Source organism: Pseudomonas sp. NBRC 111131, from assembly GCF_001320525.1.
GTDB classification, from domain to species: Bacteria; Pseudomonadota; Gammaproteobacteria; order Pseudomonadales; family Pseudomonadaceae; genus Aquipseudomonas; species Aquipseudomonas ceruminis.
The window spans coordinates 1-25,366 of record NZ_BCBH01000031.1; the positions used below are offsets into that span (position 1 = coordinate 1).

24 protein-coding genes and 1 pseudogene are annotated in these 25,366 nt (G+C 64.7%); 15 read left to right on the forward strand and 10 right to left on the reverse strand.

Annotated elements, in window-relative coordinates; translation table 11 throughout:
• Together APH34_RS22360 and peaA are read right to left on the reverse strand one after the other, a co-directional pair.
• Window positions 1-184 (reverse strand): annotated as a pseudogene (locus tag APH34_RS22360) (quinohemoprotein amine dehydrogenase maturase); the annotation flags it as partial.
• 51 nt (window positions 185-235) lie between these two features.
• Window positions 236-1,801: a quinohemoprotein amine dehydrogenase subunit alpha gene (gene peaA, locus APH34_RS22365; RefSeq protein WP_054902967.1), complete on the reverse strand. Its 1,566-nt coding sequence runs from the start codon at window positions 1,799-1,801 to the stop codon at window positions 236-238.
• Window positions 1,802-2,264: 463 nt separating this feature from the next.
• On the opposite strand from peaA, the gene APH34_RS22370 reads away from it, so the two are divergent.
• A complete protein-coding gene (locus APH34_RS22370) occupies window positions 2,265-3,758 on the forward strand; it encodes an aldehyde dehydrogenase (protein WP_054902968.1) in 1,494 nt (497 codons plus the stop codon).
• Window positions 3,759-3,894: 136 nt separating this feature from the next.
• On the opposite strand, the gene APH34_RS22375 is transcribed toward APH34_RS22370, so the two are convergent.
• Genes APH34_RS22375 through APH34_RS22390 form a run of 4 tightly spaced genes read right to left on the reverse strand, consistent with a single transcriptional unit; the run spans window position 3,895 to window position 9,492 of the window.
• Entirely contained in the window at window positions 3,895-5,187 is a 1,293-nt protein-coding gene (locus APH34_RS22375; RefSeq protein ID WP_054902969.1) for an NAD(P)/FAD-dependent oxidoreductase, read from the reverse strand.
• A complete protein-coding gene (locus APH34_RS22380) occupies window positions 5,180-5,857 on the reverse strand; it encodes a hypothetical protein (RefSeq protein ID WP_054902970.1) in 678 nt (225 codons plus the stop codon). Before APH34_RS22380 ends, APH34_RS22375 begins: the two co-directional genes overlap by 8 nt.
• Window positions 5,847-7,580, reverse strand: a complete 1,734-nt coding sequence (locus tag APH34_RS22385) for an ABC transporter ATP-binding protein (RefSeq protein WP_054902971.1) — start codon at window positions 7,578-7,580, stop codon at window positions 5,847-5,849. Before APH34_RS22385 ends, APH34_RS22380 begins: the two co-directional genes overlap by 11 nt.
• A 1-nt stretch (window position 7,581) precedes the next feature.
• The gene (locus APH34_RS22390) at window positions 7,582-9,492 is read right to left on the reverse strand and encodes a sigma-54-dependent Fis family transcriptional regulator (protein WP_054902972.1); all 1,911 of its coding nucleotides are present in this window, start codon (window positions 9,490-9,492) and stop codon (window positions 7,582-7,584) included.
• A gap of 203 nt (window positions 9,493-9,695) precedes the next feature.
• Here APH34_RS22390 and alkB point away from each other — a divergent pair, with 203 nt between their 5' ends.
• The 3 genes from alkB to APH34_RS22405 all read left to right on the forward strand — a co-directional run bounded on the left by alkB (window position 9,696) and on the right by APH34_RS22405 (window position 11,511).
• Window positions 9,696-10,340 carry a DNA oxidative demethylase AlkB gene (gene alkB, locus APH34_RS22395; RefSeq protein ID WP_054902973.1) on the forward strand — a complete coding sequence of 215 codons (645 nt, stop codon included), beginning with the start codon at window positions 9,696-9,698 and terminating at the stop codon, window positions 10,338-10,340.
• Window positions 10,341-10,523: 183 nt separating this feature from the next.
• The gene (locus APH34_RS22400; RefSeq protein WP_054902974.1) at window positions 10,524-10,811 is read left to right on the forward strand and encodes a hypothetical protein; all 288 of its coding nucleotides are present in this window, start codon (window positions 10,524-10,526) and stop codon (window positions 10,809-10,811) included.
• Window positions 10,812-10,896: 85 nt separating this feature from the next.
• Entirely contained in the window at window positions 10,897-11,511 is a 615-nt protein-coding gene (locus APH34_RS22405; protein WP_054902975.1) for a Yip1 family protein, read from the forward strand.
• Between the two features lie 18 nt (window positions 11,512-11,529).
• Here the strand turns inward: APH34_RS22405 and APH34_RS22410 are convergent, their stop codons facing one another.
• Window positions 11,530-11,790, reverse strand: coding sequence for a DUF1652 domain-containing protein (locus APH34_RS22410; protein ID WP_054902976.1), 261 nt, complete (start codon window positions 11,788-11,790; stop codon window positions 11,530-11,532).
• 333 nt (window positions 11,791-12,123) lie between these two features.
• On the opposite strand from APH34_RS22410, the gene APH34_RS22415 reads away from it, so the two are divergent.
• Complete coding sequence (locus APH34_RS22415; RefSeq protein WP_054902977.1) at window positions 12,124-12,351, forward strand: DUF6555 family protein; 228 nt, start codon at window positions 12,124-12,126, stop codon at window positions 12,349-12,351.
• 35 nt (window positions 12,352-12,386) lie between these two features.
• On the opposite strand, the gene APH34_RS22420 is transcribed toward APH34_RS22415, so the two are convergent.
• From APH34_RS22420 to APH34_RS22430, 3 genes are all read right to left on the reverse strand, one after another.
• A complete protein-coding gene (locus tag APH34_RS22420) occupies window positions 12,387-13,274 on the reverse strand; it encodes a pirin family protein (RefSeq protein ID WP_054902978.1) in 888 nt (295 codons plus the stop codon).
• Window positions 13,275-13,375: 101 nt separating this feature from the next.
• The gene (locus APH34_RS22425; RefSeq protein WP_054902979.1) at window positions 13,376-14,248 is read right to left on the reverse strand and encodes an alpha/beta fold hydrolase; all 873 of its coding nucleotides are present in this window, start codon (window positions 14,246-14,248) and stop codon (window positions 13,376-13,378) included.
• A gap of 21 nt (window positions 14,249-14,269) precedes the next feature.
• Window positions 14,270-14,899 (reverse strand): LysE family translocator, encoded by a 630-nt coding sequence (locus tag APH34_RS22430; RefSeq protein WP_054902980.1) that lies wholly within the window; start codon window positions 14,897-14,899, stop codon window positions 14,270-14,272.
• 120 nt (window positions 14,900-15,019) lie between these two features.
• Here APH34_RS22430 and APH34_RS22435 point away from each other — a divergent pair, with 120 nt between their 5' ends.
• The 10 genes from APH34_RS22435 to APH34_RS22475 all read left to right on the forward strand — a co-directional run bounded on the left by APH34_RS22435 (window position 15,020) and on the right by APH34_RS22475 (window position 25,320).
• Entirely contained in the window at window positions 15,020-15,499 is a 480-nt protein-coding gene (locus tag APH34_RS22435) for a GNAT family N-acetyltransferase (RefSeq protein ID WP_054902981.1), read from the forward strand.
• Between the two features lie 127 nt (window positions 15,500-15,626).
• Entirely contained in the window at window positions 15,627-16,520 is an 894-nt protein-coding gene (locus APH34_RS22440; protein WP_054902982.1) for a LysR family transcriptional regulator, read from the forward strand.
• Window positions 16,521-16,718: 198 nt separating this feature from the next.
• Window positions 16,719-17,855 carry an acyl-CoA dehydrogenase family protein gene (locus tag APH34_RS22445; RefSeq protein ID WP_054902983.1) on the forward strand — a complete coding sequence of 379 codons (1,137 nt, stop codon included), beginning with the start codon at window positions 16,719-16,721 and terminating at the stop codon, window positions 17,853-17,855.
• Complete coding sequence (locus APH34_RS29350; RefSeq protein WP_232964186.1) at window positions 17,852-18,019, forward strand: hypothetical protein; 168 nt, start codon at window positions 17,852-17,854, stop codon at window positions 18,017-18,019. The genes APH34_RS22445 and APH34_RS29350 overlap by 4 nt, the downstream gene beginning before the upstream one ends.
• Window positions 18,016-18,810, forward strand: a complete 795-nt coding sequence (locus APH34_RS22450; protein ID WP_054902984.1) for a class II aldolase/adducin family protein — start codon at window positions 18,016-18,018, stop codon at window positions 18,808-18,810. Before APH34_RS29350 ends, APH34_RS22450 begins: the two co-directional genes overlap by 4 nt.
• A 78-nt stretch (window positions 18,811-18,888) precedes the next feature.
• Window positions 18,889-20,517, forward strand: a complete 1,629-nt coding sequence (locus tag APH34_RS22455; protein ID WP_054902985.1) for an ABC transporter substrate-binding protein — start codon at window positions 18,889-18,891, stop codon at window positions 20,515-20,517.
• Window positions 20,514-21,470: an ABC transporter permease gene (locus APH34_RS22460; RefSeq protein ID WP_054902986.1), complete on the forward strand. Its 957-nt coding sequence runs from the start codon at window positions 20,514-20,516 to the stop codon at window positions 21,468-21,470. The genes APH34_RS22455 and APH34_RS22460 overlap by 4 nt, the downstream gene beginning before the upstream one ends.
• A complete protein-coding gene (locus tag APH34_RS22465) occupies window positions 21,467-22,357 on the forward strand; it encodes an ABC transporter permease (protein WP_054902987.1) in 891 nt (296 codons plus the stop codon). Before APH34_RS22460 ends, APH34_RS22465 begins: the two co-directional genes overlap by 4 nt.
• Window positions 22,354-24,003 carry an ABC transporter ATP-binding protein gene (locus APH34_RS22470; protein ID WP_054902988.1) on the forward strand — a complete coding sequence of 550 codons (1,650 nt, stop codon included), beginning with the start codon at window positions 22,354-22,356 and terminating at the stop codon, window positions 24,001-24,003. Before APH34_RS22465 ends, APH34_RS22470 begins: the two co-directional genes overlap by 4 nt.
• Before the next feature lie 210 nt (window positions 24,004-24,213).
• Window positions 24,214-25,320, forward strand: a complete 1,107-nt coding sequence (locus APH34_RS22475) for an LLM class flavin-dependent oxidoreductase (RefSeq protein ID WP_054902989.1) — start codon at window positions 24,214-24,216, stop codon at window positions 25,318-25,320.
• The last annotated feature ends 46 nt before the right edge of the window (window positions 25,321-25,366 follow it).

The following is a 25,366-nucleotide window of genomic DNA, read 5'->3' on the forward strand; positions in this document are numbered from 1 at the left end:
GTTGGCCGAGCTGCTGCATCAGCGCCTCGGCGGAGCAGCTCTGCTGGCGCAGGGTGTCGATGATGCCACCGGTCACCGCATCGGCGGTGAACAATGAACTGCTGGGGATATGGAACAGCATGCGGTCAGCATCGACCTGCACTTCGTGCAGGTTGCGCTCGACCAGGTTCAGTAGTGCGCCCATGGCGGCCTCCCGATAATCGATCCGTTGATAAATGCGTCTGGTAACCCGCCCTTATGGCAAAGGCGGGTTGTTCCAGCGCTGGACGGTGACGATCAAGTGGCCCTCGCCGATGTGGCCGCCGTCAGCCAGGGTGGCGATGACTTTCAGGTTGCCAGCGTTGTTGGTCATCATCTTGCGCGCAGGGTTGGGGCCGGCACCGCCTGGAACGAACACGCCGTCAGCCTGCATCTGCCCGGCAAACCTTACGTCTTCGTCGTCAGCGGCGCGTTCATTGAACGGCTCGACCTTCCACGTCGCGGGCAGGTAGCCAATACGCAGCGGCTGCCCGCTGGCGTCCTTGCCCCAGGCTTCGGCTTCGAAGCGGCCCTGGACCTTCGGTACCGAGGCGCCGTTCTCGCCAATACGGGCGATGGAAAACGCCGGTACCACCTTCACCTCCTCGACCTTGTCGTAGACTGCGAGGGTGGCACCGTTCAGCGCACCTACCGCCACGTCACGCTGGCCAGGCGTGGCATCTGCCGCCGCCCGTGCCTTGACCCGCATCAGGGTCGGCGTCTGCTCCAGCACCTGCACCACCTCGACGCCGGCACCCAGGTTGGGCTTGCCACTCAGGTCGCTGCCTACCAGGGTAATCTCGCTTTCGCCACCGACCTTGATGAAGGCAGGCTGCACAGCCAACAGCCGTGGCGTGCCGGCTTTCACCGCGGTGAAGTCCAGCCCGCGCTCATCGTGCTCAGCCTCGAACATGCGGCCTTTCATCTCGCCATCGAGGGCGGCAAAGACCTGGCGTAGGTTGGCCTCGCCAACCTTGACGTTGCCGCGCCATTCATAGCCGTTGTAAAGGATGGCCGAGCCGGTGCCGTTGAACGGCGTACCATCGGCGTAGGCGCCTTTGACTTCGACCTTGAAGGTGTCGCCCTGGTCCGGGCTGACCGTCATCACCCCGCGCACGTCGCCCTTGGCAAGCATGTGGCCACTGAAGGCCCACTGCCCTGGCAATGCATCGGCGGTGGGCCGGGCCTTCTGCCAATCGGCCCAGGCCGGGCTTTCCAGCGGGAAGCGCTTGGCCAGGTCTGGCACCACCTGCTTGAGGGCAATTTCCAGCCAGTCACGATCGCGCGCTTGGGCCTGGTACTCCAGCGAGGGCCACTGGCTGAGGTGGAAGTTGACCAGGTGCTCCCATTCCTGGGCCGGGCGGCGCTGCAGCGCGACGCGCGCTGCGGAGTGGCAGCGGCCACAGGTTTCGCTGAGCTGGGTATCGAAGTGTTCGACGGTATTGAGCCGGCGTTCCATGGCATAGCGCACGCCATCGGTTTCACTTGGCGCCAGGCCTTGCTTGTCGGCCAGGTACTTGACCAAGGTACGGCGGTCGTCATCACTGATTTGCAGGCCGTGCATGACTTGCATGCGCGCGATGCTCATCAGCCAGCCTTCGGGCGTCTTGCGCTGGTGGCTGATACGGCTGTAGGTATCGTTGCCCTCGGGGATATGGCACCCCATGCACTTGTTCTGCAACAGGGCCGGGCCCTGCTCGGCCGCCATGGCCTGGGTGCCCAGCAGTGCGGCGGCGAGGAGTGCCAGCTTGCCCGCATGCCGCCGGAGTCGAGTCGTCTTCAAGGTCAGACCTCCACGGTTGTTGTTCTTATGGTTTTTCGCACGCTTTGGTACAGCAGGTGTGCATGTGACGGTTGTGATACAGAAACTGTGCCACCTGGTTGAAAGTCTTTTTATTTCAGCCTGTTAGTGGGTTTATCGGGGCGTTCAGACGCCACCTGGCTTGAGGTGGACCGTGCCATTTCGCGACAGAGTGTTTCATGTTGAGACAGGCCCCTCGCTGCAACGTCGGCGCATGAGTACTGCGCTGCACACCGGTGGGAACCAGCTTGCCGGCGACAGGACCGGCCAAGCACTGTTGCAACCACCGTCTCACACCGTCTCAATGTGCAACAGCGCACTGGCGCAAGCATGGCTTTGCACGCGGGCAAAACCTAGCAACATCAACATGTTGTACCCCCTTTGCAACGTTGGCACGAGCATTGCGCCTAGGCCCGTCACACCCCATGACAAGAGGCAACGCCCCATGCTTTCCGACCTGCCCATCCTGCCCTCCACCCGCGCCTTTCTCGAACGCAAGCTGAAGATGCGCATCGGCGCCGACTGGCAGGACGCCGCCAGCGGCCGCACGTTGTCATTTCGCAACCCGGCCACCGGCGAAGTGCTGGGCGAAGTACCCGCCGCCGAGCAAGCAGACGTCGACCGGGCCGTACGCGCCGCCCGCCAGGCCTTCGACGATTCGCCCTGGAGCCACCTGCGCCCGCGTGAGCGGCAGAACCTGCTATGGCGCCTGGCCGACCTGATGGAGCGCGACGCGCAACAACTGGCCGAATTGGAATGCCTGAACAACGGTAAAAGCGCCGCGGTGGCCAAGGTCATGGACGTGCAACTGGCCATCGACTTCTTGCGCTACATGGCGGGCTGGGCCACCAAGATCGAGGGTAGCACCGTCGAACCGTCGATGCCGTTGATGCCCAACGACCAGTTCCACGGTTTTGTGCGCCGCGAGGCAGTGGGCGTGGTCGGTGCCATCGTCGCCTGGAATTTCCCGTTGTTGCTGGCCTGCTGGAAGCTCGGCCCGGCCTTGGCCACCGGCTGCACCGTGGTGCTCAAACCCGCAGATGAAACCCCGCTGACGGCACTCAAACTCGCCGAACTGGTGGACGAGGCAGGCTACCCGGCCGGCGTGCTCAACGTCATTACCGGCACCGGCCTCAACGCCGGTGCCGCCCTCAGCCGCCACCCCGGCGTGGACAAGTTGACGTTCACCGGATCGACCGAGGTTGGCAAGCTGATCGGCAAGGCGGCCATGGACAACATGACCCGCGTCACCCTGGAGCTCGGTGGCAAGTCGCCAACGATCGTCATGCCCGACGCCAACCTGCAGGAAGCCGCCGCCGGCGCCGCCACAGCAATCTTCTTCAACCAGGGCCAGGTGTGCTGCGCGGGCTCGCGCCTGTACGTGCACCGCAAGCACTTCGACAATGTCGTGGCGGACATCGCCGGTATCGCCAATGGCATGAAGCTCGGCAGCGGCCTGGACCCGGCCGTGCAGATGGGCCCGCTGATTTCGGCCAAGCAGCAGGACCGCGTTACCGGCTACATCGAGCTGGGCCGCGAGCTGGGTGCGACCATTGCCTGCGGTGGTGAAGGCTTTGGCCCGGGTTACTTCGTCAAGCCAACGGTGATCGTCGATGTCGACCAGCGCCACCGTCTGGTGCAGGAAGAAATCTTCGGGCCGGTGCTGGTGGCGATGCCGTTCGATGACCTGGACGAGGTGATCGGCATGGCCAACGACAACCCCTATGGCCTGGGCGCAAGCATCTGGTCCAACGATCTTGCCGCGGTGCACCGGATGATCCCGCGCATCAAGTCAGGTTCGGTGTGGGTCAACTGCCACAGTGCGCTGGACCCGGCGCTGCCGTTCGGCGGCTACAAGATGTCCGGTGTCGGCCGCGAGATGGGCGCGGCGGCGATCGAGCATTACACCGAGCTCAAGTCGGTGTTGATCAAGCTGTGATCCTTCCTCTGCCCTGGACCCTGCGCGGGTAGCGCCGCCCCCACAGGGTGAAATGCCCCCCAGCCGCTGGACTGCCCATCCAGCGCTGGGGTGCTGCGGGCCTGCGCCCCGGGGCAAGTCGCGCTCACGGCGGATATCAGGCGTACCCCTGCCCTGCCAACCATCGTCGCAACATCATCCTCTGCTCTTGCGGCTGATTGCCCATGACCTCGTCCAGTGCCTGCCCTGCCAACAAGGCGCGCACCACCGGTGCCAGTGCCACGCCCTGCAGATGCCAGATTCCCAATGGCTGGTCCGCCGTCACCACCACCTCGGCCTCATCCACCCAGCCATCGCGCAGCACCGGCCGCCGCGCCACGGCGACCGATGGCCAGTTCGCTGCCAGGTGCAGTGGCTGCTTGTCTGGCCAGCCCACGCGACGTGCCCAGAATGGCTGCCCGGAACGCGCCTGCTCCTGGGCATAGAAATCCCGGCCCATGCGGGCGAAACGCAAGAACAGCTGCTCGACCCGCTGTTGATGGAACTGCCTGGCCAGGCTCGCGCGCGCCGGCCGGCGCAGCAAGGTATTGACCACCACAGGCGCCTGCAGCGCCGACGACAGCGACTGGAAAATCCCGTTCCCCGACAGGGGGTCGACCGCCATCGCCGCATCCCCTACCCGTATCCAGTCATCCCCGACGCATTCGCCGGCCAGAATCGCCGTACTGCTGCGCGCATGCACCTGCGCAGGTTCCAGGGCCCGTGCCGTGAACAAGGCTGCCACCAGCGCCGACTCGCTTCGCCGCGCCGCGCAGTAGTCAGGGAGGGCGGCCTTGCCCGGCAACCCTTCGGCATTCAGGGTGATCTGCCAGTAGCAGCGTCCGTCGGCCAACCTGGCCATCCACGCCCAGCCATCGTCCAGGCTTTGCACCGCCGAAGCCGGTGCGCCAGGCTCAGCCTGCCAGAGGTTAAGCAGGCTGACCGTCTCTGGCCCCCGCAAGCGGTCAGCGGCCAACGGTGCCTGGCGTCCCCGTGCCTCGACCAGGAAGTCGGCCTGAAGGTGCCGCCCGTCATCCAGGCGCACCTGATGGCCGCTAGCGCGCAGCACCTCACGGACGCGCCCCTCGACCACTGCTACCCCTGCCCGGGCGAGGTCATCACGCAAGGCGCGATCAAAGCGCTGGCGGTCGAGCAGGTACTCGCGATTCATGTGCAACTGCTCGCCATTCCAGTGCACCTGGCGGGTTGCGGGCATGGCGGCTTCGCTCAAGGCGCGCCCCAGGCCGGCATGGCGCAAGCCTTCCAGCACTCGCTGCGAAACCCCTTCCACCGCTGCGAACCGGCGCCAGTCTGAGACCACGGTGACCGGGTACCCCAGCCGCCGCAGGCCTATCGCCGTGGCAGCACCGGCCGGTCCGGCACCCAACACCAGAATGCGTGGCTCAGGCATCCCGCACGCCCCGCCGCTCAGGGCCGACGAACGCCGCATGAGCTTGCAGCCAGGCCAGCACCTGCTCTCGGCCAAGACCAGGCTGTTGCTGCAACAGGGCAGCGATTCGTCCAGTCATCGCGGCGCAGCCCAGGCTGGCCCCGGCCATGCTGCGCTCGCCAACATAGCCGCCGAAGTCGGCCTGGGCGCTGTTGAGCCACGACCATTGCCCCGGTGCGCAGCGGGCATCGCCGGTCATGCGGACGACACCTGGGTACGCCGCCGGGTAGACCGGCGCACCCTGTGCGGGGCTCGAGGCGCACAACAGCACGCCCGCCGCCTGAACCTCGGCACAGGCCTGGCGCAACACCGGCCGATCCTGGTGCAGCCCCAGGCTGAGATTGACCAGTGTGGCGCCCTGCTCCGCCAGCCATAGCAAGGCGCCGGCCACCTGCAAGGCGCTGGTGCTCGCCTGGCCGGTGAACACCTGGGCCAACAGCAGCGGCACCTGGCCCGCCTGCTCTTGCAGGCACGCCACCACGGCACTGCCATGGCCCAGGCGGTCAGGCTCCGGCTTGCCGTCGTGCAGTAAGCCATCAGCGAGCCAGAAGCGTCGCGCTGCAGCGAGCGCGTGGGCCTGCGCGGGCGAGCAGCCACTGTCGATCACCCCGACCCGCACATCATTGCCCATGCCCGATGACCTCCTGCGGCAGCACACACAGCTGGCCGCCTTGCAGATGCAAGTGCAGGTCGGCATCGGCCAAGGTTGACGCGCGATGGCTGATCAGGATGCGCGTGCGCCCGGCAAACAACTGGTCGATGGCGGCGATCACCTCGCGTTCGGTCGCTTCGTCCACGGCCGAGGTGGCCTCGTCCAGCACCAGGATCGACGGGGCCTGAAGCACGGCACGGGCGATGGCGATGCGTTGTTTCTGGCCACCGGAGAGCTGCTGGCCGCGCTCACCGAGCATGCTGTCCAGGCCCAGCGGCAGGCTTTCTACCAGCGGCTCCAGATGTGCCAGGCGCACCACCTGCTCCAGTGCACCTCGGCTGGCGTGGGGGGCGCCATACGCCAGGTTCTGCGCCAGGGTGCCCCGCAATAGCACGATGTCCTGGCTGACCACCGCGATGCGCTGGCGCAGGGCTGCCAGGTCGAGTTCACGCAGGTCTGCACCGTCCAGCAGAATGCGCCCGGCATCTGGGTCATAGAAGCGCTGCAACAGGTCGATCAAGGTCGACTTGCCGACGCCGGACGCACCGCTGATGGCGACCTTGAGGCCCCCTGGCACGCACACGTGGACATCCGCCAGCACCGCGCCCTGTCGCCCGTCATGGGCAAAGTGCACGCCTTCAAGGCGCAGCTCACCAGGGCCTTGCGGCATGGGGCGGGGCGTCTGCGCTTCGCACACAGCCACTGCCTCCTGCTTCAGTTCCATCACCCGACCCAGGCTCACCGCCATGCGCTGCACCGCCACATAGAGGCCCAACAAGCTCTGCACCGGGCCAACGGCCATGCCCATGTAAGTGGAAAACGCAATCAACGCCCCCAGTTGCCAGGTGCCCTGGATGACCCACCAACCGCCCACCAGGAACGCGCAGGCACGGCACCAGGAGGTGAGCGTACCGGGGATCGCCTGGGTGAAGAACTCGGTGACCTGCACCTTGAGCAACTGGCGCATATAGCCTTGGCCGAGCTGGTCCAGGCGCCCAGCCTCGCGGTCCTGCTGGCCCACCGCCTGGATGAACTTCATTGCCGGCAGCGTCTCGACCAGAAACGATGACACGTCCGCCGAGCGCTCCCGCAGGTTGCGCACCTCGCGCTCGACCTTGCGCCGCATCCAGCGCAGCCACAGCACTTCAAGCGGGATCAGCAACGCCAGCAGCAGCGACAACTGCCAGGACAACATCAACATCAACGCCACCGCGCCCACCAGGCCGATCACCGCTGACACTGCCGAGAACAGCGAATCCACGGCAAAGCGCTGTATTTCGGCGACATCACCATCGAGCCTGGACAGAATGTCGCCGGTGCGCCGGCGCGCGTAAAACGTCGGCGACAGCCGTTGCAGGTGCCGATACAGATCGTCGCGCAGGGCAAACAGGATGCGCCCCGACAGCCGCGTGTGGAGGAAGCGGTTGACGCCAGCCAGCACCGTGCCGAGCAGGCCGGCAACGATCATGATCGCCGCCATGTGCCATAGCGTCTGGTAGTTCTTGGCCAGCAGGCCTTCGTCGATCAGTGTCTTGACCAACCAGGGTTGCGCCAGGGCCAGCAACGAGGCGCCCAGGGACAACCCCAGCAACACGCCGATGGCGCGCCGCTGCGGACGTACGAAACCATACAGCCAGGTCAGGGCCTGGCGCATGAGCACGGGGTCGCTGGATTGCACCAGCCTGGCGAACAAGCCGCCCATGTCAGCCGCGCAACTGTTTGAGCTTGCGATACAACGTCGCCCGGCTGATGCCCAGGGCCTCGGCGGCGGCCGAAACGTTGCCCTGATGGCGCGCCAGGGCGCCGCGGATCAGCTCCAGTTCGTTGTCCTTCAAACTGCCAGAGGGCGAAGTCCCGCCAGCCAGTTCATCCAGCAGGCAATCGGTGAGGTGCTCCAAGGTCAGCAGTGGCTCACCGTCTTCACGCATGGCCAGGGCGGTACGCACGACCATTTCCAGCTGGCGGATATTGCCCGGCCAGTCAAAACCTTCGAGCAGTGCGGTCAGCGCCGGGTCCAGGCCCACGCCCTTGGCACCGGCCTTGTCCAGCAAGCCGTCGATGATCGCAGCCAGGTCGTCGCGCTCGCGCAGTGCCGGCAGCCGCAGCGATACACCGTTGACCCGGTAATACAGGTCCTCGCGAAAGTGCTGCTCGTGCACCAGGCGCTTGAGGTCGCGGTGGGTAGCGCAGATCAGCGCCACGTCGATTTCCTGCTCGTCGGCCGCGCCCAGCGGGGCCACACGGCGCTCCTGTAAAACGCGCAGCAACCGCGCCTGCAGGGCCAGTGGCATATCGCCGATCTCATCAAGAAACAGCGTGCCGCCGTGGGCCTGCATCAGCCGCCCGACCATCCCGCCACGGCGCGAACCGGTGAAAGCGCCCTCGCGATAACCGAACAGCTCCGACTCGATCAGGCCCTCAGGGATGGCCGCGCAGTTCACCGCGACAAAGGGCTTGTCGGCGCGGCGGCTGGCGTGGTGCAGGGCACGCGCCACCACTTCCTTGCCGGTGCCGGTCTCCCCCAGCAGCAGCACGGGCAGGCCATTGCCCAACCCTTGGCGGGCCATGCGCAGGTTGCGCGCCAGACGCGGATCGCCGCCGGCCAGGGCGTCCAACGCGGGTGAAGGGTTGCTCAACGTCGGCTTGCCGGGCGCCACGCTGCCGTTCAGGCGACCATGACGCGGCAACTGCAGGGCACGGCAGAAAAACTCACCCTTGGCGGTCTGCACGCTGCTCACACCGCCCTGCCACAGCCGTGCGATGAAGGCCGACGAACGCTCCCCCAGCAAGTCGCTGCTGCGCCGCCCAACCAACGCTTCGCGCGGTACTTGCAGCAACTGGCAGGCGTTATCGTTGGCAGCCATCACTTCACCGTCCAGGCTCAGCGCCAGCAGGCCGTGCCAGGCGCTGTTGAGGTATTGCGGGCGGCTGTGGAAGGCCAGCACCAGCAACTGCGGATGGTGCAGGCCAAACAGCCGGCTTTCGATATTGCCAGCGGCGAGCATCAACATCGACAGGCTGTCCTGTGGCTGGGCCATGACCCCTTCGCGCGTGATGTCGAGCACCCCGATCACCTGGCCATGGGGGTCACGCAACGGCACCGAGGTGCAGGAGAACGGGCTGAGTCGGTCCAGGTAATGCTCACCGCAGTTGATCAACGTCGGTCGCCCTTCCACCACCGCGGTGCCGATGGCGTTGGTACCGCGCAACGATTCGCTCCAGCAACTACCGGGGTGCAGGTCGCGCAGGCCTTCACGGTTGAGCACGTGCTTCTGCCCTTCGATGGCCAGCACGTTGGCTTGCGCATCGCCCAGGATGATGATGCCGGCCTTGCCCTGGCGGGCAACCAGGTAGTCCAGTTCGGGGGTGACGGCATCTACCAGCAATCGGTTGTGTTCGAGCAATGCGCGCAGGTCGTGGCCTTGCTGCAGGCCCAGGCCGACCTGCTCGCCCTGCAGGCAATCCAGCCCATGGCCAAGGCTGCGCCGCCACGAGGCATCGATTTCCTCGCGCAGCATGCCCAGCGGCAGCTCACCTTCGTTGGCCAGCCTGAGACGGGCCTGGCGGGATTCGTATAACGGGTCTTGGGCGTTTGTTATTGGTTGTCGCGCCATTTTCTGCTCCAGCTGTGCCACCTCACGGTAGTGGCAACGGGCGTGGGATTTTTCCGCAGTGTGCGGGAGAATTGGCCTGGCGTCACCCCTGCGCCGTGCGGCAGACGCCGCAGTTCGATAGGCCGTTTGCAGGCGCAACCGGCGCATGCACCGAGCGACGCGCAGCGCTAGAATGGCCAGACACCTGCTTCGAAGCCCTCATCATGATCCAGTCAGACCTCGACCTGTTCGGCACCCAGGCGCAACGGCTGGCAAGCCATACCGTGTTGCTGCCCGGCTTTGCCCTGGCCGAAATCGAGCCGCTGCTCGATGCCTTGCGCCCGGTGCTGCGCGCCGCGCCCTTGCGGCACATGCGCACGCCTGGCGGGCTGCACATGGCCGTGGCGTTGACCAACTGCGGTGCGCTGGGCTGGGTGAGTGATGCAAAGGGCTACCGCTACAGCCCGACCGACCCTGTCAGCGGCAACCCCTGGCCTGCCCTGCCGCCCGTGCTGCTAGACCTGGCGGGTCGCGCGGCCGCAGCCGCAGGCTTCGAGGCCTTCGTGCCCGATGCCTGCCTGGTCAACCACTACCTGCCCGGTACCCGCCTGAGCCTGCACCAGGACCGCGATGAGGCGGATTTTGGCCAACCGATCGTGTCGATTTCGCTGGGGTTGCCGGCGGTGTTCCTGTTTGGAGGGCTGCAGCGCTCGGACCGCACGCAACGGATAGCGTTGAACCACGGCGATGTACTGGTCTGGGGAGGTGAGGACCGGTTGCGTTTTCATGGGGTGCTGCCGATCAAGCCCGGTGTGCATCCCAGGATGGGGGAGCGGCGGATCAACCTCACGTTGCGCAGGGCGGGATGAACGGGCTGCACAGACTCAAGTGCTGTGCCGTTGCAATAGCTCCCACCCAGTAACCGATGAAATACGTTGAACATATGCCATGTATAGGCTTCAAAAAGATGATCCACGCCATCTTTAACCAGGAGCCTGCCCCATGTCCCTCCAGTCCCCCCTTGCTCACCCGATAGCCAGAGCCCGACGGCCATGAAAATGCCCGGCCGTGCGCCCAACACCCAGGTACAGCTCGATTACGTACGCGACACCCTGTTCGGTCCAGTTGCCCAGCGTGTGGAGTGCCAGTGCCAACTTGCCGCACTCAGCCTGCAGGGCCGCCCTGCACTGCGCCTGCACATCTGCCCTCCGCTGCCAGACAAAGTGGAGCGTGCGCACAGCGTCGCCTTCATATGGGATGGTCGCAGCTATCACGGTGTAGTTCGCGACCACGGCAAGTGCGGCGATGGCGGCCTGAACCTGCTGCTTGAGCTGCAATAAGCCGATCAACGGCCGCGAACCGGGGTGAACCTGCTGTAACGGGCGCGTCTCCATACCAGTAAGGCCCTGCCTTGAGGAGAACGCTATGAACAGTCCGTTGCTCAAGCTCTTCACCCGTCCTTCCGACGCCTGGATGGAGATCCGCCGCGCCGAGGAGGACCATCCGCAGCAATACCTTCCGCGCCTGCTGGCGTTGGCCTTGATCCCGGCGCTATGCCTGATGGTGGGCACCACCACCTTCGGCTGGAGCCTGGCCGCCGAAGAACGTGTGCGCCTGAGCATGGTCAGTGCCGCGCAGTTGGCAGGCCTGCTCTACGTCACCACGGTAGTGGGTGTGATACTGATGGGGGTGATGATCCGCTGGATGTCACGGGGCTTCGATGTGCAACCAAACCTTGGCCAGTGCATCGGCTTCGCCGCTTACTGCGCCACGCCTTGGTTCTTCGCGGGCGTTGTGGGGCTGCTGCCAATCCGCTGGCTGGCCTTGGTGGCGCTGCTGGCAGCGTCGGCCTATGCCACGGTGCTGCTGTACGGTGGGCTGCAAACCTTCCTGCGCTTGCGCAAGGAACAGGCGATGCTGTTCGCGACTTGCGTATGGGGGGTGGGGCTATTGCTGCTGGTGACCATCCTGGTATCGATGATCCTGTTCTGGTTCAACGGCTTGATGCCAGAGTACGTGCGCCCGGCCAGCCTGGGCTGACCGGCGCACCAATACACATCAGGCAAACGCCCTGAGCGGCGTGGGGTGCCTGGCACGCAGCGCATGCAGCTGACTGACCAGGTTCACCACGTCGCGGCAACTGTTCAGGTCCTGCAGTGCGACGCCTGTGAGGGTGACACCCTCTTCCAGGCTTTGCCCTTGACCCAGGCGGATAGTCAGGCTGACACCATCCGCGCAACTGACTTCGCAGCGATCAGGCAGGCAGGCCTGTTCGATCATTTGCCGCATTTCCAACATCGAAACGCCTATCAACGCCATGTCACGACCCTCTCTTTATTGGATGGCCTGTTATGGGAGTACGCCTTTGCCAGGCGAGGTGCCAATTGAAATTGCCCATGCCTCAGCGGCCGTCCATGCGCTGGAGCAATGATCGGGGGGCAGATCATCTAGCACCTTAGTGGAAGAACGGCAGCGGGCGTCGGCGGTTCTAACGAAAGGTCTCTTTATGCGACAGGCGGTCACGCCGGCACCATTCATCTCGAGATGGCCATTTCGAATCAAACTTTTCGTGCAACTCGCGACTCACACCTCTGAAGCCGGCAATAGCGTGCCAGGTTCACGTGGGGCCGTAGCAAGGACACGGGATAGCTGATGATCGACGCCAAACTCTACGTGATCGACTATGAGCTGCACGGCAAGCCCAAGTCGTTCATCATCCGTGCCGAGCGCATGGACAACACGGAAGCCTGGCACTGGGCCAGTTGTGATGCTGGCATCGGGCGCATAGGCCGCTATGGCCATGAGAAAATCCGCAAGGTGACCAGACCGCTCGCCGAACGCTTCGGTATCAGCGAAGTGCGCTGGCGGCAGTCTGGTTAGGGCCATGGGCTTTGCTCAGCGCTAGAACGGACGCCTCAGTGCCTGTTCCCTTGGACCTCGGGCACCATCTGCCCGAAACGCCCGGCATGGAAATCATCGAACGACTCGGCGATTTCCGCCTGGCTGTTCATCACGAACGGCCCATAGCCTACGATCGGCTCATCGATCGGTTCACCACTGAGCAACAGCACGCTGGCCCCCTCCAGCGCCTCGATGGAGACCCCCTCTGCGCCCCGAGAGAGCAGCACCAGGCTGGATGAGTCGGCGTCACGTTCGCCGTTGACCCGCACAGCACCGCGCAACACGATCAAGGCGGCGGTTCGGCCATCGGCGACGGGCAGTTGCAGGGTGGCGCCGGCCGCCAGGCGCATGTCCCAGACGTCCATTGGGGTGAAGGTCCGCGCCGGCCCCTGGTGCCCACGGTAGTTGCCGGCGATCACCCGCAGGCTGCCGGCGTTGCCCGCCAGCGCTACCTCGGGGATATCCGTCGCCAGCAACGTCTGGTAACCCGCCGCCGCACGCTTGTCCTTCGCGGGCAGGTTGACCCATAGCTGCACCATCTCCAAGGTGCCGCCAGTACGGGCGAACGCCGGGGAGTGGAACTCTTCGTGGATGATGCCGTTGGCGGCGGTCATCCACTGCACATCGCCCGGGCCGATAAGGCCGCCCGCGCCGGTCGAGTCACGGTGCTCCAGCTCGCCTTGATAGACGATGGTCACGGTTTCGAACCCCCGGTGAGGGTGTTGCCCGACACCGCGCCGAGCATCGGTGGGGGTGAAGGCGTGGGGACCCGCGTAGTCCAGCAGCAGGAATGGGCTGACCTGGCTGGCCAGGTTGTCGTAGGTGAACAGGCTGCGTACCGGGAAGCCATCCCCCACCCAGTGGGCGTGAGGGCTGCGGTGAATGCCCAGGATCTTTTTCATGAGAAGTCTCCTCTCTAAGGCTGGGTTAACCTTATCAATACGACTAATCGACCGGTAGGCGGTGAAATTGGCATTAATCGTCCCACCTATGGAACAGTTGGTCAGCGGAGCAGAAAATCCGCCACCTGTTCTGCTGCCATTGCTGGGTCCTCCTGCATGAAGCAATGACCCCCGGGTACCTGGCGAGCGGTAACCTTGGGATTGATGGCCGCAAGCCGCTGCACCGAGCGTGGAACAAAGGGGTAGGTAGCTTCGCCGTACAGCACCAAGGTGGGTGCCTGGATGGCTGCCAGTTGCGACCACATGCGTGCAGGAAACGAGCTGAAGATTTCCACTTCCCGGCTCGGCCGGCATTTGAGCACCACACCTTCGCCACATTCCCCCAGCGCATGGTCGACATACGCCTGCAGCGCCGCATCGCTCCAGCCCTTGAAAATCCCTCGCCCTTGCAGCGAGGCCGTCGCCGCCTCCCGGTCCGGCCAATGACTGCGGCGGCTGGCAGCCTTGCGCGCCAAGGCATGCCGGCGGTGCAGGCCAACCAGCGCCGCCGCCCCCATCACGCCGATCATGCGCCGACTGAACAGGACTGGGTCAAGCAGCACGGCACGCTCGAACATGTCGGGCCGGGCAGCCAGGATCAGGCCGGTAAGCACACCGCCGAAGCTGTGCCCCGGCGCATAACGGGGCACCTCGCCATATTCGCCACGTCCGGCCTCAAAGGCTTCCACTGCAAGGGCAGCGGTACGGTTCCAGCCGCGAAACACACCCCCGTGGTCGCTGTCGCCATGGCCCTGAACATCGCTGAGCCACACGTCGTAATGCTCACCCAGGCGCATCAGCAGCGGTTCGTAGGCCAGGCAGCAGAAGCCGTTGCCATGCAGGAAGTGCAGCAATGGCTTGCCGCTGGCCGGCGAGCGCCAGCCGCGCAGGGTGAAGCCTTCTGAGCTTTCATGGGACCAGGGGATCAACTGCATCGGTTTGCTGTACTCGGCGGTTTATGAAAATGCCGATTCTACAAATAGCAGCGGGTAAAGCGAAATCACCAACAGCAGGGCCATCAAGACATTGAACAGCATCAGCCAGCGCGGGTTCTGCAAAAGGGTGCGCAGCGCACTGCCGAACATCACCCAGATGCCGACACTCGGCAGGTTGACCAGGGCGAACAGGGCAGCGATTACGATCACATTCAGCACATACCCCTGCGCTGGGGTGTAGGTGGTGATCGCCCCTACCGCCATCACCCAAGCCTTGGGGTTGACCCACTGGAACGCGGCCGCGCCCCAGAAGCCCAACGGCTTGCGGGCCTGGGCCGAGTCCGCGCTCAGCGGCCCGGAGGTAGCGATCTTCCAGGCCAGGTACAACAGGTAGGCAGCCCCCACGTAGCGCAGCAATGTGTACAGCGTGGGCCAGACCTTGAACACTTCGCCCAGGCCAAGCCCGACGGCCAGCACCAGGATCATGAAGCCGATGCTGATGCCCATGGCGTGGGGGATCGACCGGCGCACGCCAAAGTTCACGCCCGAGGCCAACAGCATGGTGTTGTTGGGCCCTGGTGTAATGGAGGAAACGAAGGCAAACAGCATAAAGGCCGTCAACAGGTCGGCAGAGGCAAGCATGGCAGGCATTCCAGAAGCGTCTTATGTGCTGTCACACTACTGCAGTCGCCCTGCCCTGCGACCGGTACAGTTACCTTAAATTAATCAGATACACATGACTGTATCGCATCCATATCAAGGAAGCCCCGCATGCCTTTTACCCTGCGCCCCGCCGTACGCACCGACGCCACGCAGATTCTTGCGTTCATCACCGAATTGGCCGAATACGAGCGTGCCCGCCACGAAGTGATCGCAACCGTAGCCGATATTGAGCGCAGCCTGTTCGATGACGGCAGCACAGTCCACAGCCTGATCTGCGAGCGCGATGGCCGCGCGATCGGCTTCGCGGTTTATTTCTACAGCTATTCCACTTGGCTGGGGCGCAACGGAATCTACCTGGAAGACCTGTACGTCACGCCTGACCAACGGGGTGATGGTGCTGGCCGGGAATTGCTGCGGCACATTGCGCGCGAAGCTGTGAAGAACGGCTGCGGGCGGTTGGAGTGGAGTGTGCTCGACTGGAACGAACCGGCGATCGGCTTCTACAAATCGCTGGGGGCCGAGCCGCAGGATGAGTGGGTCAGGTATCGCCTGGAGGGCGACAAGCTGACGCGCTTCGCTCAAGGCTGAACGGCAGATGCGTACTGCCATACCATGTAGTACGCATTGCACCTGGATCAGTGTTTTGTGACATTTTGCGCCGCGGGGATTATTCTCTGCTCACATGTCCTACCGCACCAATATGTGAGCGCCGAATATGAAAATCGATGACATGGACGCCTTCGTGGCGGTCATCCGTTGCCAGTCGACCAATCTCGCCGCCGAGGCCTTGCAGTTGACCCAGCCGGCCATCACCCGCCGCGTGCAAAACTTCGAAGAAGCCCTCGGCACCACCCTGCTCGACCGCAATACCAAGCCGCTCAAACCGACCCCCATGGGACTGCGCGTCTACGAGCAATGCAAAGCCATCCTGCGCGAGATCGATTCATTGCGCGAACTGGTGGCCAACGACGGCGCCCCCTCCGGCACCTTGCGTCTAGGGGTGCCGCAAACCCTCGGCGACGTGGTGCTGCTCGACGCCCTGGCGCAGATCCGCGAGGCTTACCCTGAGTTGCGTACCCAGGTCACCAGTGGCTGGGGCAGCAGCCTGATCGTGCGCATGGAAAACGGCGAACTTGACGCTGCTGCCGCGTTGTTCCCACCGGGCAAGATCTTCCCCGAGGGCATCGCCAGCCAGTCCATTGCCCGCATGCCCCTGCGCGTAGTGGCAGCCAAGGGCAGCGCCAGCAAGCGCAGCTACAAGCTCAGGGACTGCTACACCCGTGGCTGGGTACTGAACCCTGATGGCTGCGGGTTCCGCGCCGGGCTGCAACGCGCCTTGAGTGAACAGGGGCTGAGCCTGTCGATCAACCTTGAGACCTTCGGTACGGACTTGCAACTGGGCCTGGTGGCCAATGGGCAAGGCCTTGGGCTGGTGCCGGAGCCGCTGTTGCAGAGCAGCCGACACCGCGATGCACTGGATGTGGTCAACGTGACCGACTTCAAACCGCAGGTAGACCTGTGGCTGTTCCACCCACGGTACCTGGGCAATTTGCAGGAGCCTGTGGAGCTGTTTGGAGCGGTGGCGGGCAATCGCATGCAAGCGGAGTGATCGACACCCGCGCCGTGCGTTGCACCTTAAAATCGGACAGCGCCCGACCCGCACATGGGAAAATGATTTTTTCGCATAACAGAGCAAACTATTAATTCAACAAACAAATAATTAGCATAGAACCAAAAAGACTTTTACAGCGCTCATTCAGACGAATACGGTCTTACAAACCCACCGTGTTCCAGGGATGAATGCACCATGAGTCAACCCCCTTCCGACGCCGCCCTTGGCGAGCTGACCCAGGCCCTGGCTGCCAACGCCGAACGCTACGACCGCAGCGCGCAATTCCCCCATGACAACTTCACCCTGCTGCATCAGCATCGCCTGCTCGGCCTCACCGTACCCCGCGCCCTGGGCGGCGGCGGCGCCGACCTGGCCACGGCGCGGCGGGTGATCGCGGCGGTTGGCAAAGGTTGTCCCTCGACCGCGCTGATCCTGACCATGCAGTACCTGCAACACTTTCGCTTGCAGGATGACCCACGCTGGCCCAAACCCTTGCGCCTGCAGGTAGCGCGAGACGCCGTACACCAGGGTGCATTGATCAACGCCTTTCGCGTTGAGCCCGAGCTGGGCACCCCGGCCCGTGGCGGCCTGCCCGCCACCCTGGCGCGGCGCACCGCCGCAGGCTGGCGGCTGTCAGGGCGCAAGATCTACTCCACGGGCAGCCACGGCCTGACCTGGTACCTGGTGTGGGCACGCAGCGACGATGCCGACCCCCTGGTCGGCGGCTACCTGGTCCACAAGGACACCCCCGGCATCAGCATCGTCGAAAACTGGGACCACCTGGGCATGCGCGCCACCTGCAGCCACGAAGTCCGTTTCGATGATGTGCTGATCCCGCTCGAACACGCCGTCAGCGTCAGCCCGGCCAGCGCACCAAAGCCAGAGCTCGATGGCACCGGCCTGTTGTGGATGGCAGTGCTTTTGCCGGCGCTTTATGACGGGGTCGCCCAGGCGGCCCGCGATTGGCTGGTGCAGTTTCTCAACGACCGGGCGCCTTCGAACCTGGGCACGCCCCTGGCCAGCCTGGCGCGGTTCCAGGACGTGGTCGGGCGCATCGACACCCTGTTGTTCGCCAACCGAAGCCTGCTGGACTCGGCAGTCGCCGGGCAGGTTGACCCGCGCCATGCCGGCCAGCTCAAGCACTTGGTCAGCGCCCAGGCGATCAAGGCCGTGGAGCTTGCCATCGAAGCAGCCGGCAACCCGGGGCTGTCGCGCCGCAACCCGTTGGAGCGCCATTACCGTGACGTGCTGTGCAGCCGGATCCACACCCCGCAGGATGACGTGGTGCTCGGCCAGGTCGGGCGTAGCGCGCTGGCAGAGGTGGCCGCGTGAACCATTCGATCAGCGCCCTGCTCCTGTCACCGCACACCTTGGCCATTTGCGAGGGGGGCTACCCCATCCTGCTCGACGCCTTTCTCGACAACTTCACCCCTCACCGCTGCGCAACCTGGTCGATGGCCAGCGCGGTGACTGACTTTCCCCGGAGAACACCATGAGCTCATTGTCCGTCGTATCCCCTAACGCAACTACCGTGCGCCAGCGCGTCAGCCCCGAGGAATGGGAAGTGCGGGTCAAACTCGCTGCCGCCTACCGCCTGGCAGCCCTGTTCCGCTGGACCGATCACATCTACACGCACTTCTCAGCGCGCGTACCGGGGCCTGAGGAGCACTTCCTGATCAACGCCTTCGGCCTGCTGTTCGACGAGATCAGCGCCTCCAACCTGGTCAAGGTGGATGTCGATGGCACCATCATCGACGACCCGCTGGGCCTTGGCATCAACCAGGCAGGTTATGTGATCCACAGCGCGATTCATCGTGCCCGCCCCGACCTCAAGGCGGTGTTGCACACCCACACCCGCGACGGCGCGGCGGTGTCGGCCCAGCGCGAGGGCTTGCTGCCGATCTCACAGCACGCCCTGGCCTACTACAGCCGTGTGGTGTACCACGACTACGAAGGGGTGGCGCTGGACTTGGATGAGCAGCAGCGCCTGGTCGCCAACCTGGGCAACAGCAACATTCTGATCCTGCGCAACCATGGCCTGCTGACTGGCGGGGTCAGTGTCGAACATGCGTTCCGCGAGCTGCATGGGCTGGAGCGCGCCTGCAATATCCAGGTCGCCGCGCAGGCCGGGGGCAATGACCAGTTGCTGCATGCCTCACCGGCGGCGATTGCCAAGGTGCATGAACAGTCCAAGCGCTTCTCCGACGGGCTTGGCGAGGGCATTCAGCGGCATTGGGATGCACTGATCCGGCAACTGGACCGCGAGGGGCGTGACTACCAGGACTGATTGCAGCCTGTTCCGGCCTGTTCGCGGTGCCCGCGGGCAGGCAGGCCTGGCAATGACCCCCCATTGAAGGAACGCCCCATGCCCCCACTGCGCCTTGCCAAACACCTGCTCAGTGCCTGCACCCTGGCCCTGGCCGTCGCCGGCTGCTCGCCCTCCGGCGAAGATGCCAACCGCAACACCTTGAATATCGCCTTTTGGGGCGACAACACCACCCTGGTCAGCGTTGACCCGTTCCAAGTGTATTGGCTGGAGCACCGTGTGCTGCTGCGCAATGTCGTCGAGTCGCTCACCGACCAGGACCCGGACAGCGGCCGCATCATCCCCTGGCTGGCAAAACGCTGGGAAGTCAGTGACGACGCCCTGAGCTACACCTTCCACCTGCGCCAGGACGTCACCTTCAGCAACGGCGAGCGCTTCGACGCCGAGGCGGTGAAGACAGCCTTCGACAGCAACAAGGCATTCGCCGCGCAACTGCCCGCCACGTTCGGCGCCACCTACCTGGCCGGTTACGACCATGCCGAAGTGCTCGACCCGTTCACGGTACGCCTGGTGCTGTCGCGGCCCAATGCCGGCTTCCTCCAGGCGACTTCCACCACTAACCTGGCAGTGCTCGCCCCGGCCTCGTACACCCTCTCTGCCAAGGAGCGATCGCTGGGCAAGATCATCGGTACCGGCCCCTTCGTGCTCGAGCACTACACGCCCGAAGTCGGTGCACACTTGGTAAAACGCGCGGACTACGCCTGGCCTTCGGCCAACATGAAAAACCAGGGCGCGGCGCACCTGGACGCGGTGAATATCAGCTACATTCCGGAAGAGAGTGTGCGCAACGGTCTGTTCCTGCAGGGCAAGGCTGATATCCTGTGGCCGCGCAACCCGTTCTCCGAAGTCGACCTCAAATTGTTCCAGGCCAAGGGCGCGACAATCCAGAGCCGCTCGCTGCCAGGCCCTGCGCTGAACCTTTACCCCAACACCCGCAATGACCGCCTGCTCGCCGATCGCCAGCTACGCCAGGCCCTGCAAAAGGCCATCGACCGCACCAGCTATGCCCACACTGTTTACAACGCGCAGTTCCCGGTGGTGAGCGGTGTCTATGACGTGACCACCCCGTACTTCAAGGCCCAGGGCGACAAGCTCAGCTACGATCCGCAAGGCGCAGAACGCCTGTTGGATGCCGCAGGCTGGAACAAGGGCGACGACGGCTATCGCCACAAGGACGGTAAGCGCCTGACCCTGCGCTACAACCTCACCCCGACCGAAAGCGCCGGCGATGTGCTGATCCAGGACCAACTGCGCAAGGTTGGCATCGACCTCAAGCTCAACGTCCTGACCCGCGCCGAGTGGGTGGCCGGCAATGCTTCAGGCAATTACGACCTGACCTCTACCTACATGACCCGGGCCGACCCGATCATCCTGCAGACCATCCTCGACCCGCGCGCCGCCAACAGCACCACACTGGCCACCAATACCTACGAGCCCCAGACCCTGAGCAAGGCCCAGGCACTGTTCGACAGCGGCATCACCGCCACCGGTGATGCGCAGCGGGCCCAGGCTTACGGGCAACTGCAGGACCTGCTGGTGGATGAAGCGTCGGCCTTCCCACTGTACGAGCGGGTTTGGCAGGCGGCCACCGCGCCGCGGGTCAAGGGCTTCCGCTGGACCGCCGAAGGCTTCGCACTGCTCGGCGACATCGAGGTCGGCCAGCCATGAACCGCTACCTGATCGGCCGCATCGGTCAGGCGCTGTTGGTGTTATGGGGCGCCTATACCATCACCTATTTCATCCTGTACCTGCTGCCAGGCGACACCCTGGCAATCATGCTCAGTGCCTCCGGGATGGAAGTCGACGGCCTGTCCGCCGACGACCTGGCCAAGGCGCGCGCCTACTACGGCTTGGACAAGAGCATGCTCGAGCAGTATTTCGACCTGCTCTGGCGAGCGCTGCAGGGCGACCTGGGCCAGTCGCTGTCGCTCAACCGGCCGGTGACCGAGTTGCTGGCCGAGCGTTTGCCGCAAACCCTGGCGTTGGCCGGGCTGGCCATCGCCCTGTCGCTGCTGGGCGGTGTCGGCCTGGCCTACCTGACCGCCTACCTGCAATGGCGTCCGCTGAAAGTGGCACTGGCGCGCCTGCCGTCACTGGGGTTTTCGGTGCCGGTGTTCTGGATGGGCCTGTTGCTGATCCAGGTGTTCGCCTTCGGCCTGGGCTGGTTCCCCGCCACCGGCAGCCAAGGCCTGGCCAGCCTGGTGCTGCCGGCTGTGACCTTGGCCATCCCCAGCGCGGCGGTGTACGCCCAGGTGCTGCAGCGAGGTTTCCAAGGCGTCTGGCAGGAGCCCTACATTATTACCGCCTTCGCCAAAGGGTTGAGCCGGGCCCAGGTACAGGCCCGCCATGGCCTGCGCAACGCCGCGCTGCCCATCCTCACATTGGTCGGGCTGCAGGTGGGCAATACAGTGTCGGGGGCGGTGCTGGTCGAAACTATCTTCTCGCGCAATGGCGTCGGCCGTTTGGCCCAGGAAGCCGTACTGCGCCAGGACATCCCGGTGGTGCTGGCGATCGTCACGGTATCGGCGGCCGCCTTCGTGCTGGTCAACCTGATCGTCGACCTGCTCTACCCCTACCTTGACCCACGCATCAACCACGCCGCGAAGGTGACCCGAGCATGACCATCGCTACCCGCCTGCAGCTTACCCCGCCCGCCCCAGCCACCTGGAAACGCCGCAGCCGCCTGCAGCGCGTCGGCCAGGCGCTGGCGCCACTGTTGCGCCGCCCTGGGTTCAGCCTGGCATTGCTGGTGGTGGGCTTCGCCCTGGCCGCCGCGCTGGTACCGCACTGGCTGACCAGCTTCGACCCTTACGCTACCTCCCCGACTGACAAGCTCAGCGCACCCAACGGCCTGCACTGGTTCGGCACCGACGAGCTGGGCCGTGACCTGTTCACCCGCGTGGTGTATGGCGCCAGGCTTTCAGTGCTGGCGGCCTTGCTGGCAGTGGCCATCGCGCTGGCCGGTGGCCTCGGCCTGGGCGTACTGGCCGGCTTTGCCGGTGGGCGGATCGACGCCGTGATCATGCGCCTGATCGACGTCATGCTGGCGCTGCCGGGCCTGCTACTGGCGCTGGCAATCGTCACGGCCATCGGTTTCGGCACGGTACCGGTGGCGATCGCCGTGGGCGTGGGCATCATCCCGGGCTTTGCCCGCACCACCCGCGCCGAAGTGCTGCGGGTCAAGACGCTGCCTTATGTCGAGGCCGCGCGGTTAGGCGGCGCCAGTTGGAGCCGCACGTTGCTGCGGCACATTCTGCCCAATGCCTGGGGGCCGGTGGCGGTGCTTGCCACGCTGGACTTCGGTGCCGCCATCCTGGCCACTGCCGGGCTGAGTTTTCTAGGTTTCGGCGCCGCCCCGCCCGCCGCCGAATGGGGCACGCTGATCGCCAACGGCCGGCACTTCCTAATCACCGCTCCCTGGGTATCGCTGTTGCCCGGCCTGTTCGTGGTCGCCGTGGTGTTCAGCCTCAACCACCTTGCCCGCACCTTCGAGGAGAACGCACGATGACCGGCCAGCCCTTGATCGCAGTACGCGAACTCAGCGTCAGTTACCACGCCGGTGGCCAGGCCACCCAGGCCGTCAACGCCCTCTCGTTCACCCTGCACCAGGGCGAAACCGTGGCCATCGTAGGCGAGTCCGGCTCGGGCAAGTCGACCCTGGCCAATGCACTGCTCGGCCTGTTGCCGGGCAGCGCGCGCATCGACAAGGGCCGGCTGTGGGTCGAGGGTATCGACATGGCACGCGCCAGCGAACGGCAGAAACGGCAACTGCGCGGTCGCACCATTGGCCTGGTGCCGCAGGACCCGATGGTCAGCCTCAACCCGACGCTGCGCATCGGCCAGCAGATTGCCGAAGCCCTCACACTCACTCAAGGCAGGCGCTACCCCGGTGTCGACGCCGATGTGCTGCAGTTGCTCACCCAGGTTGGCCTGGACAACCCGGCCCTGCGCGCCCGCCAATACCCCCACGAGCTGTCCGGTGGCATGCGTCAGCGGGTCCTGATCGCCATTGCCCTGGCCGGTAACCCGCGGTTGATCATTGCCGACGAGCCCACCAGCGCGCTGGACGTGACGGTGCAACGCAAAATCCTCGATCACCTGCAGCAACTGGTGGCCGAGCGCGGCATTACGCTACTGATCATCACCCACGACCTGGCCATGGCCACCGAGCGGGCCGACCGTCTGCTGGTCATGAAGCAAGGCGAACTGGTCGAGCAAGGGCCACCACGGCGCATCGTCGAAGCCGCCCGCCACCCTTACACCCGCGCCCTGCTCGCCGCCGCACCGGCATTTGCGACGCGGCGTCGACCGCGTCCGGCAACGCCCGGCACCGGGCCGATCCTGAGCCTGGAGCGAGTCGGCAAGCGTTTCGAACTGCCAAGGCTCAACGGCCAGAACCAGCAGTTTGTCGCCCTGCACGACCTCAGCCTGCAGGTGCACCCCGGGCAGACGCTGGCCATTGTCGGCGAGTCTGGCTCGGGCAAGAGCACCACCCTGCGTATCGCCCTGGGCCTGGAACCCCCCAGCCAGGGGCGGGTGTTGTTCGCCCAGCAGGATGTCACGGGCTTGGGTTGGCAGGCGTTCCGTCCGCTGCGCCGGCGCATGCAACTGGTACAGCAGAACCCGTTCGCGGCACTTGACCCGCGCTTCACCGTGTTCGACAGCATCGTTGAGCCGCTGGTGTCCTTCGGCTTGCTCAAGGGGCCTGCGCTCGAGCAGGCAGCCCGGTCGCTGATCGAGCGGGTGCATTTGCCGGTCAGCTACCTCGACCGGCTGCCACGTGAGCTCTCCGGCGGCCAGCGGCAACGGGTGGCCATCGCCCGGGCACTGGCATTGCAACCTGACCTGTTGCTGCTGGACGAGCCGGTCAGCGCGCTGGATGTGTCGGTACAGGCGCAGATTCTGCAACTGCTCGATGAACTGCAACGCGAACTCGGTATCGCCTATGTCCTGGTGTCCCATGACTTGGCCGTAGTGGCCAGCATGGCCGACCATGTGGTGGTGTTGCAGCACGGCAAGGTCGTCGAACAGGGAACGGTGGAGCACGTGTTCGAGCACCCGCAAAGCACCTACACAAGGGCGCTTATCGGGGCGATTCCGGGTTATCGCGCACCCGCGACACCCACCTTAAAACTTGCCAATCTTGCATATTGAATAAGTTTTATTATTTTCTTTTTACATAATTAGCTTAGAACCACAAAGCCTTTCACAACGCCGCCTGCTACAGGCTAATGTCTGCTTATCAAGACCGACCCCAAGCCTGGCGGAGGCCGTCTACCACGACCACGCCAGGCTTCCCCGCTGCCATTGTGCACACGCCTGCTGTGGTCCGAATCGCCCATTCACCACACAGGAGCTTCACCTATGAGCCTCGAATTCATCGGCCTCATTGGCCCCCAGGAAGGCAGCGAATCACAGGCCCCACGTGGCCCGGTGGTCGACCTGGAGTTCATCAAGGCATTCTCCCAGGCACAGGAATACGGCGGCTTCGACAAGGCGTTGCTGGCCGTCAATACCAGCGCACCCGATTCGCTGATCCTGGCCACCTATGTCGCGGCGATCACCGAGCGCATCGGCTTGCTGGTAGCGCACCGCCCTGGGTTCCAGGCGCCCACATTCGCTGCACGTCAGTTCGCCACACTCGATCAACTCAGCCGTGGCCGCGCCTCTATCAACGTGATCACCGGCGGTGACAGCGGCGACCTGCAGCGCGACGGCGACTTCCTCGACAAGGATGCCCGCTATGCCCGCACCGATGAATACCTGCAGGTGCTGCGCGACACCTGGACGCGTCACGAGCCGTTCGACCACCAAGGCGAGCATTATCGGGTCGAAGACAACCTGACGCTGGTCAAACCCGTGCAGCAACCGCATCCACCGATCTACTTCTCAGGCGCTTCCGACGCCGCTGTCGAGGTCGCGGCCAAGCATGCCGACGTCTACATGATGTGGGGCGAGCCGCTGGAGCAGGTGCGCGAGCGTATCGCCAAAGTACGAAAGGCCGCCGCCCGTTATGGCCGGGAACAACACATTCGCTTCAGCCTGTCGCTGCGCCCAATCCTCGGCGCCACCGAGGCAGAGGCCTGGGCACGGGCCGAGCGTATTCTCGCCGATGCCCAGCAGCGTATCGGCATTCGCCAGGGCAACCGCCGCGAGAAGAACTTCGGCAAGAGCAACGCCGGCTCCGAACGCCTAGTGGCCCTGGCCAACCAACGCAAGGTGCATGACACCAGGCTGTGGACCGAAATCGCCGCGCTGGGCGGTGGGGCCGGCAACTCGACCTCGCTGGTGGGGACTGCAGACCAGGTGGCGGAGGCGACCCTGGCGTATTACCAACTGGGGGTGACGACCTTCCTGTTCCGTGGTTTCGATCAGCTGCGCGATGCGGTGGAATATGGGCAGGAGCTGATCCCCCGCATTCGCACGCTGGTTGAGCAACAAGAAGCTGGGCGTACGGCGCGCACGGCCTAGATTCAGCAGGGCTGTACCAACCTTAGGTGGGTGACGCCGCACCCAC

Excerpts from the sequence above, each read along its gene's own strand:
- APH34_RS22370 (WP_054902968.1), top strand. The coding sequence starts at position 2,265 with ATGCTTTCCGACCTGCCCATCCTGCCCTCCACCCGCGCCTTTCTCGAA.
- APH34_RS22375 (WP_054902969.1), bottom strand. The coding sequence starts at position 5,187 with ATGCCTGAGCCACGCATTCTGGTGTTGGGTGCCGGACCGGCCGGTGCT.
- APH34_RS22380 (WP_054902970.1), bottom strand. The coding sequence starts at position 5,857 with ATGGGCAATGATGTGCGGGTCGGGGTGATCGACAGTGGCTGCTCGCCC.
- APH34_RS22385 (WP_054902971.1), bottom strand. The coding sequence starts at position 7,580 with ATGGGCGGCTTGTTCGCCAGGCTGGTGCAATCCAGCGACCCCGTGCTC.
- APH34_RS22390 (WP_054902972.1), bottom strand. The coding sequence starts at position 9,492 with ATGGCGCGACAACCAATAACAAACGCCCAAGACCCGTTATACGAATCC.
- alkB (WP_054902973.1), top strand. The coding sequence starts at position 9,696 with ATGATCCAGTCAGACCTCGACCTGTTCGGCACCCAGGCGCAACGGCTG.
- APH34_RS22400 (WP_054902974.1), top strand. The coding sequence starts at position 10,524 with ATGAAAATGCCCGGCCGTGCGCCCAACACCCAGGTACAGCTCGATTAC.
- APH34_RS22405 (WP_054902975.1), top strand. The coding sequence starts at position 10,897 with ATGAACAGTCCGTTGCTCAAGCTCTTCACCCGTCCTTCCGACGCCTGG.
- APH34_RS22410 (WP_054902976.1), bottom strand. The coding sequence starts at position 11,790 with ATGGCGTTGATAGGCGTTTCGATGTTGGAAATGCGGCAAATGATCGAA.
- APH34_RS22415 (WP_054902977.1), top strand. The coding sequence starts at position 12,124 with ATGATCGACGCCAAACTCTACGTGATCGACTATGAGCTGCACGGCAAG.
- APH34_RS22420 (WP_054902978.1), bottom strand. The coding sequence starts at position 13,274 with ATGAAAAAGATCCTGGGCATTCACCGCAGCCCTCACGCCCACTGGGTG.
- APH34_RS22425 (WP_054902979.1), bottom strand. The coding sequence starts at position 14,248 with ATGCAGTTGATCCCCTGGTCCCATGAAAGCTCAGAAGGCTTCACCCTG.
- APH34_RS22430 (WP_054902980.1), bottom strand. The coding sequence starts at position 14,899 with ATGCCTGCCATGCTTGCCTCTGCCGACCTGTTGACGGCCTTTATGCTG.
- APH34_RS22435 (WP_054902981.1), top strand. The coding sequence starts at position 15,020 with ATGCCTTTTACCCTGCGCCCCGCCGTACGCACCGACGCCACGCAGATT.
- APH34_RS22440 (WP_054902982.1), top strand. The coding sequence starts at position 15,627 with ATGAAAATCGATGACATGGACGCCTTCGTGGCGGTCATCCGTTGCCAG.
- APH34_RS22445 (WP_054902983.1), top strand. The coding sequence starts at position 16,719 with ATGAGTCAACCCCCTTCCGACGCCGCCCTTGGCGAGCTGACCCAGGCC.
- APH34_RS22450 (WP_054902984.1), top strand. The coding sequence starts at position 18,016 with ATGAGCTCATTGTCCGTCGTATCCCCTAACGCAACTACCGTGCGCCAG.
- APH34_RS22455 (WP_054902985.1), top strand. The coding sequence starts at position 18,889 with ATGCCCCCACTGCGCCTTGCCAAACACCTGCTCAGTGCCTGCACCCTG.
- APH34_RS22460 (WP_054902986.1), top strand. The coding sequence starts at position 20,514 with ATGAACCGCTACCTGATCGGCCGCATCGGTCAGGCGCTGTTGGTGTTA.
- APH34_RS22465 (WP_054902987.1), top strand. The coding sequence starts at position 21,467 with ATGACCATCGCTACCCGCCTGCAGCTTACCCCGCCCGCCCCAGCCACC.
- APH34_RS22470 (WP_054902988.1), top strand. The coding sequence starts at position 22,354 with ATGACCGGCCAGCCCTTGATCGCAGTACGCGAACTCAGCGTCAGTTAC.
- APH34_RS22475 (WP_054902989.1), top strand. The coding sequence starts at position 24,214 with ATGAGCCTCGAATTCATCGGCCTCATTGGCCCCCAGGAAGGCAGCGAA.